Raw genomic sequence first — 6,604 nt, 5'->3', positions numbered from 1 at the left:
CCGCAGGAAGTGGAGGATGAGTTCCATGCAGAGATGAATGCTCTTGAAAACGCCGCGTAGGTTTTGAACAGAAAAGCCTCTCGGAAACCCGGGACGGTTCAAGGTCGAGGATATGGTCATGTACGTGCGCCAGAAACGATTTTACACGCCGCACGGCATCTGCGTCGAACGGATCTTCATGAGCCCCGCGCCCATCTAGCCATAGCCCGAAGACCGCGAGCGCGGCATCCGTGGCCTCGCCCGCCTTCCAGCCCGTGATCCCGAGTTTCGTTGCGAGCTCACCCCCGGCCGCAATCCCGGCGAGGTGCTTTCTGGCCCGTCCCGGAACGCCAGTGCCGGTGCCGGGGTGGCGATCCTCGGCCGTACGAATGAAGCCCGCCATGATCTGCCGCGCTGCGTCGCTTTCGAAAGACAGATCGCGAAGCAGAGCCCTGACGAATTCCGGCCCGGCGGTGCCGTGGTGCCGCGCCGCCGCGTCACGCAGCGCATCGCTGAAGACCCGCCCGTCCTCGAAGCCTCGCAAGTCGTCGAATGCACCGAAGGTCCGCGCGTCGGCGGCGATGTCGAGCGCGCGCACCGCCTGGCCCGCTTTTGCTGTCCGTCCCGCTTCGGCAAGTTTTTCGCCGAGGCTGATCTCGCCACTCGACAGGATCGTGAGCCGCCAATGCGCGGCGGTCGCGATGGCGCCGGTCGACGTAGCCCGGGCCTTGCCTTGCCCGTTGCCGAGCATGTAGATACCTGCATCAGCTGCCTTGCCTTCTATTTCGGCGAGTTCGTCGAGCGCCAGCAGCAAACCGTTCGACCGCTCTGCAACGCCTTCGAGCCCGCTGTCGGTGGCCCGCCAGGGCCGGACGCCATCGGCACCCTGCCACACGGAGGCGGCGTAGCCGAGCAGCGTGGACTTGCCACATGACGACCCGCCACGAAGATGCAGCATGGGGTTCTCGAGCCCGAGTGGCGCGACAAGGGGGCCCGTGAATGCCGTCGAGAGCGCAACCATGAGGAGAGGGTTTCCGGATGCACGGGCCGCGATCTCGCCACGCCAGCCGTCGAGTGTTCCCGAGACGGGCGCTGATCGCCGGTCAACCGGGCCGATGTACATGACGCGCTTGTCCCCGAGTGTCGTGTCATCGGGCAGCACGAATGCACGATGCCCCGCCTGCCACCCCCGTCGACGGGTGATCGTGACGCGCGCGGACGGCCGCCATGAGTAGAGGTATTCCGCGACACGCCTTTGCTGGCCGAGTTCGACGTCGAGGCCGTCATCAATCAGATCGCCGACACCATGTCCCGGGCTCGAAACAAGGCGACGTGCCTGCACCACACGCTGCCGCCGCTCGTTGTCGAGCGTGTCGAAATCGACAACCCGGCCGTACTCCTGCCCGAATTCATCGTGCGTGATCGCTGTCACCTCGATTCGACCGCAAAGCCTGACGAAGGAAACGGCGCCGTCCGGCCCGCGGCGGATCTCGTGCAGGCCATCGGTCAGGAGCGTGAAGCCCGCCGGGGTTCGGTCGAGCCCGGACAGGAAGTCCGCAACCTCCGTTGCGCGCTGCTGTCCCGTCATGCGCTCTGAAGCTCCCGCACGGGGGGTCTGGCGTCCGCTCGACATTTCAGGCCCTTTCCTGCCGTGTCGCATTGGTCAAGTGACCGTCACACGCACACAACATAAGGTATCGGCCTGAAAGACGCCGTGGCGATCTTGTCCGGAAAACTGCTCAAAGACGTTTTTTTGTGGACAACTTCGCCGGTATGATTCCCTGCGGGATGGTGTGATCCCGGGACGTTCAGCATTGCGCAGCTCGGCCCTCGCCAGCGGCAGCCGGTCGCGGGCCCTTGCCCACGCCCTCGACCGGCAGATCGACCGGCCGTGGCGCGTTCGCGGGGCTTGCGCGGCCGCACCTGCGGCCACGGTCCCCCGCTCACCCTCGCCCCAGTCGCAGAGGCCTCCCGGCGCGTGACCGACGCGCCGATGCTGGCGGTCAGCGTGTCGAAGGCAGCGTCACGGTCGGTGCCCTGCACGATCGCCTCGATCTCGGCCCGGTGCTGATAGTGGTAGGCGAGCGGCAACAACGTCACCTCCGGATCCCCCGGCTCGCCGTCGCGCAGGATCAGCAGGCCATCGGCCGGAACGCGCTCGGGAAGCACCTCGCCGCGCAGGGCGGTCGCGGGCAGCGCCGAGAGCCGCGCATGCAGCGCGGCTAGGATGGTTTCGCGGGGAGTGGACATGGTTCAGACCTTGCGGCTTTCTTGGGGACCGTTGCGGCATCGGAAGCACCGCACGGCAAGGCAAACGCTTCTTTACCGTCTGTCTCTACAAACCATCCCGCGGGGCGGCGGGAGGTTCCATGCAGCACAATCTAAGGGAGTTTCTCCGTCACGGCGGCAGCGGTCAGTACGTGTTGGTACGGCGGAACGGGGCCGTGTACGGCTATCGCGCGGGCATTTCGATCAAGTCGGAGTTCCCCGGGTATGCCGACCTGCGTGCCGATTTCACCGACCAATTGGACCGCGTGATCGCCGAAAACACCCGGATGCTGCTGAATGGTCTGACGCCCCCTGACACCGTGCCATGGGTGACCGAAGCTGACTTGCGCGATGTTTCTGATGCGAAGGAGGAGGCGCTGCGCCAGTGGGATGGGCGCTTGATGGCGATCTTCGAGGAATACGAGACCCATCCGCGGCGCCTTCGCCCCCTGCGAACCGCCATGGAAGAACGCCTGCTTCGGGCCTTCGCGGGTCTGATCAACCAGCTTCGGCAGCAGATTTTGGGGATCGAGCGTTACATATGGCGCTCCCAAGACGACGCGAAAGTGCGCGACAGTCATGCTGAGTACGACGATCAGGTGTTCCGCTGGGGCGATCCGCCCGCAGGCGGCCATCCGGGACAGGCGCACAACTGTCGCTGCTACGCAGAGCCGGTCACGCCGGGATCGCGGAACGACATCACTCCTATTGAGTATGTTCCCACAGAGAGCGGCTACCCCCTTCAGGATCTCGCAGAACACGAGGCTGCTGGCGGGCACGCCATTGAACGGCATGTCGGCAAGAGCGAATCCTTCCTAATCGGCATGGTCAGCGTTCCGGTAGCCCGTACGCTTTTCCAAACGGTCTATCGCTGGTACCATGGGTCTTTCAGTTCGCTTGCGGCTGCGGAAAGACTTACGAACGCGAACCTTTCGCGTAACGCCGCGATCGTGAATGCCGTCGCAACCGCGCAACAGGAGGATGCTATCCTCGAAAGCACTTTCTCCAGCATAACGGGGCAAGAGGCCTATCGGTTGACTCGCGGGATATCCTCACCGATTCGACTGCGCCCCACATACTCCGTGAGGACGTACATCCGTCATGCGCCCGCAATGCCGAATGGTTTCATTATCGTAACCTCTTTTCCAAGGAACGAATGACGTGAAAGCGCCCCAAGCCTTCTATGACTTTACGTTGCAGTTCCACCAGGACCTAGACCTAGTCCATCCGGATTGGGCTTCTGATGCCCCGACTGCTCGCCATGAAATCTACCAGAGCTTCCGCCGGCAGTATGGCGATCAGGCGGTGCACGACCTGAACGCCTTTTGCGAAAAGCTGTTGTCGCATGCGCCGGCCGACCTTGAATCCTTTTGGTTCAAGGAATCCAGAGCAGACTGGGTTATTTCCAACGATGGCATCCGGTTGCTTCTCAAGGACTTTCAGACATGGGCGGCCTCTTTGTAATGAGAGATTGATTCAATCATGAACTCTTGCCCTCCACCCAGTTCGCCACGATCAGCCCCGGGACGCTGTCGTGCGCCCCTTCGGCATCACGGTCGAGATCGAGCCGCTTCGGCAGCTTGACCTGCGGGACCAGCAGGAAGATCGGCGCGTTCTTCGCCGCAAACGCTCCCCCGGAGCGTTTGCGGACGCTCGAACCCTGGTTGCGGCCGGTCTTCGCGCGCGAGGCCACGGCCTGGCCACGCTTGTTGATGCGCGCGCGGTCGGCGACGAGCAGGCTGGGGCCGCGGCGTCGATAGACGAACCGCAGGCGCAGGCCGCGGCCGGCGGCTTGCGTCGGGATCGCGAGCCAGAAGCCGGTTTTCGACCGGATCAGCGGGCCGGTGTCGTGGGCACCGACGATGGCGGGGGCCTTCGACCAGACCAGCGACGCCGCGCCGATGCTGGTGGTGCCCTTGGGCCATGTCTCCGCGCGGATGCTCCGGGCAAGCCGCTGGCCCAGCCCCGCGCCCGTGATCTGGCGGCGCCAGTCGGCCTTGAGTTGCCCGCCGGCCTCGCGCATCGCCGTGGTCACCGCGCGCTCGCCCGCCTTGATCTCCGCGGCCATGAGCGCGGCGAGGTCCGGCGTGACGTCGAGCTTCAGTTTCATGCCGGCCGCAGATCTACGGTCCAGACCAGCCGCTCGCGGTCGCGGACGGGCTCGCCCTGGATGAGGAAAGCCTCGCCATCGATCTCGATGCGGTCGCCGGGACGCGGGTTTGTAACCTCGGCGACGCGCAGGTCGATCCGGGTGGTTTCGGACCAGATGCGCGCCTCGCCGAAGCCGGTCACGTCGTCCGTGGCGGCACGCGCCGCACCGACGCTGCTCACATCCAGCGCGGCGCCCGAGCCCGCGAGGTTCTTGTGCGTGGCGTGGAACAGCGCGTTGCCATCGGCCATCGCCGGGTTCGAGGTGATGATGCCCCAGACCACGTCCGACTCCAGCTGTACGATGGAGTTGCCGTACATCGCCGGGATCCGCGTGAAGGCGTCGAGATCGTCGTTGATCAGCGTCTGGCGGGTGAGCACCCTCGAGATCGCCGAGGACTACGCCGGTGAGGTCACCTTCCTCGACGAGGGCGCCGGATATCGCAACACGGTGGGCATGTACAAGGTCGACGACGCGGGCCGGATCGAGACTGTCGAGATCCTCTTTGCCAATTCGTCGGGACAGGACAGCGGCGGCGACCTGGAGCGCGGCGAATCCGCCGTACCCGTCACGCTGGAGGCCGGCGACAAGGTGGGCTTCTTTGTCCTGCCGAATGGCTATTCGCGCAACGGCGCAAGCCTCGAAACCGGCGACTACGTCATCCGCGACGAAAGCGGCGCCCCGGCGACGACGGATACGGAAGGCCTGACACAGCTTTATCGGATCGACCCGGACAACGGGGGCGAGCCCCTCATGTTCACCCAGTTCGGAACCGCCTTCTTCCATTCCGCGGCTGACCCGGACAACGGATATGCGCTCAATCCCGATGCCTATCCGCATACTGTCGGGCACACCGACGCGGCCAACGGCGACATCGTTCTCGGCTTCGAGGACATCTACAACGGCGGGGACAAGGACTACGACGACGTCGTCCTGTCGTTCGATGTCGGCCAATCCAACGCGGAAGTCCTCGACCCGAACATCGATACCACTGCCAACCGCGACGATGCCCCGAGCTGGATTTACGACGCAGCGGGAAATCGGGTCGATCAAGCTGGCAATGTACTGGCAAGCGAGACCGTCCACCGCGGCCTCGACAGGGTCCGCGCGCAGTTCACGATTACCATGGCGGCCTGCAACCTCGCAAGATTGCCGAAGCTCCTGGCCGCCTGACCACGGCAGCCATCCTGAGCCCGGGGGGCGAGTCTCAGGAGAAACCGCCCTCAAACCACGGAAGACGGGAAAACGTCCTTACAAACAGACTTCTTCAGCGACCTGCTAAATTCCAGACGAACATCAGGCCGTCGACGACATCGGCGAAGAGGGCACTGACGTCGTCCTCTGCGCGAGCCGCGAAGGTCAACGAGATGTCGGCGAGGTCCATCGTGACCGCGCCGTCGGCACCCGCGCGGACATGCGTCGCGACCCATTCATCCGCACTCATGCCGTCCGAAAGAAGCTCCAGTTGGCGCAGGTCGAGCCGATCCTGCTCCGCGCCCGAGCGGGTGAAGTCAGTTATCATGTCGGCCCCGCCGTCGAGATCGCCCGACCGGAACACGAAGCGATCGCTCCCGGCGCCGCCGGTGGCGATATCGTCGCCGGCGCCGAGATAGAGGCGGTCATCACCGGCGCCGCCGTCGAGCGTGTCGTCCCCTTTCCAGCCGTTCAGGTAGTCTTCGCCGGTACCGCCATCGAGCGTATCGTCGCCCGACCCGCTCTTGAGCTTGTCGCCGCCGTCGCCGCCTTGCAGCACATCCGCGCCCTTGCCGCCTTCGAGGCTGTCGCTGCCCCAGCCGCCGGAAAGAGCGTCATGACCCGCGCCGCCATCGAGCACGTCGTTGCCGGAGCTTCCGGTCAGGTCGTCATAACCGCTGTTCCCGGACAGGATGTCATCGCCGGAATTGCCGTCCAGCGTGTCATCACCGGTGCCACCGGACAGGCGGTCATTGTTCTTGCCACCGGACAGGCGGTCAAACCCCGCATTTCCGAAGAGTTCGTCATCGCCGGAGTTGCCTTTGAGACTATCGGCGCCGTCTTCCCCGGCCAGGTAATCGTGACCTGCCATCCCGAAGAGCTTATCCGCCCCTTCGCCGCCCACAAGGGCATCGTTCTGGGCCATGCCGCCCACGGTCTTGGCCCAGCCGAAGGTGAGGAGGACCAGAAAACGATCCGGGGGATCGTTTTCCCGACGCAAGTCGATCTTCTTGC

At 64.7% G+C, this 6,604-nt stretch carries 6 protein-coding genes and 2 pseudogenes; 3 read left to right on the top strand and 5 right to left on the bottom strand.

What is annotated here, in order from left to right; translation table 11 throughout:
- A partial coding sequence (locus tag ACH107_RS28905) for a DUF927 domain-containing protein (protein WP_412509178.1) occupies nt 1-1,612 on the bottom strand: 1,612 nt, incomplete at its 3' end.
- 175 nt (nt 1,613-1,787) lie between these two features.
- Nucleotides 1,788-2,229, bottom strand: a pseudogene (locus ACH107_RS28900) (acyl-CoA transferase).
- A 119-nt stretch (nt 2,230-2,348) separates the two neighbouring features.
- On the opposite strand from ACH107_RS28900, the gene ACH107_RS28895 reads away from it, so the two are divergent.
- Together ACH107_RS28895 and ACH107_RS28890 are read left to right on the top strand one after the other, a co-directional pair.
- On the top strand, nt 2,349-3,407 hold the full coding sequence (locus tag ACH107_RS28895; protein WP_412509177.1) for a phage minor head protein: 1,059 nt from the start codon (nt 2,349-2,351) through the stop codon (nt 3,405-3,407).
- A gap of 1 nt (nt 3,408) precedes the next feature.
- The gene (locus tag ACH107_RS28890; RefSeq protein ID WP_412509176.1) at nt 3,409-3,711 is read left to right on the top strand and encodes a hypothetical protein; all 303 of its coding nucleotides are present in this window, start codon (nt 3,409-3,411) and stop codon (nt 3,709-3,711) included.
- 16 nt (nt 3,712-3,727) lie between these two features.
- Here ACH107_RS28890 and ACH107_RS28885 read toward each other — a convergent pair whose 3' ends face one another.
- On the bottom strand, nt 3,728-4,357 hold the full coding sequence (locus tag ACH107_RS28885; RefSeq protein ID WP_412509175.1) for a DUF6441 family protein: 630 nt from the start codon (nt 4,355-4,357) through the stop codon (nt 3,728-3,730).
- The gene (locus ACH107_RS28880; RefSeq protein WP_412509180.1) at nt 4,354-4,647 is read right to left on the bottom strand and encodes a hypothetical protein; all 294 of its coding nucleotides are present in this window, start codon (nt 4,645-4,647) and stop codon (nt 4,354-4,356) included. The genes ACH107_RS28885 and ACH107_RS28880 overlap by 4 nt, the downstream gene beginning before the upstream one ends.
- Before the next feature lie 16 nt (nt 4,648-4,663).
- Here ACH107_RS28880 and ACH107_RS28875 point away from each other — a divergent pair.
- Nucleotides 4,664-5,329: pseudogene (locus ACH107_RS28875) on the top strand (DUF4114 domain-containing protein); the annotation flags it as partial.
- 334 nt (nt 5,330-5,663) lie between these two features.
- On the opposite strand, the gene ACH107_RS28870 reads toward ACH107_RS28875, so the two are convergent.
- Nucleotides 5,664-6,515, bottom strand: coding sequence for a calcium-binding protein (locus ACH107_RS28870; RefSeq protein WP_412509179.1), 852 nt, complete (start codon nt 6,513-6,515; stop codon nt 5,664-5,666).
- Nucleotides 6,516-6,604 lie beyond the last annotated feature (89 nt).

The organism is Roseovarius halophilus (ex Wu et al. 2025), from assembly GCF_047086965.1.
Note: the sequence above shows the minus strand (reverse complement) of the source record. Positions and strands in the feature narration are given on the sequence as shown.

Bases quoted from the DNA above. Each gene is read 5' to 3' on its own strand.
- ACH107_RS28885 (WP_412509175.1), bottom strand. From the start codon at position 4,357: ATGAAACTGAAGCTCGACGTCACGCCGGACCTCGCCGCGCTCATGGCC.
- ACH107_RS28870 (WP_412509179.1), bottom strand. From the start codon at position 6,515: ATGGCCCAGAACGATGCCCTTGTGGGCGGCGAAGGGGCGGATAAGCTC.
- ACH107_RS28880 (WP_412509180.1), bottom strand. From the start codon at position 4,647: ATGGCCGATGGCAACGCGCTGTTCCACGCCACGCACAAGAACCTCGCG.
- ACH107_RS28895 (WP_412509177.1), top strand. From the start codon at position 2,349: ATGCAGCACAATCTAAGGGAGTTTCTCCGTCACGGCGGCAGCGGTCAG.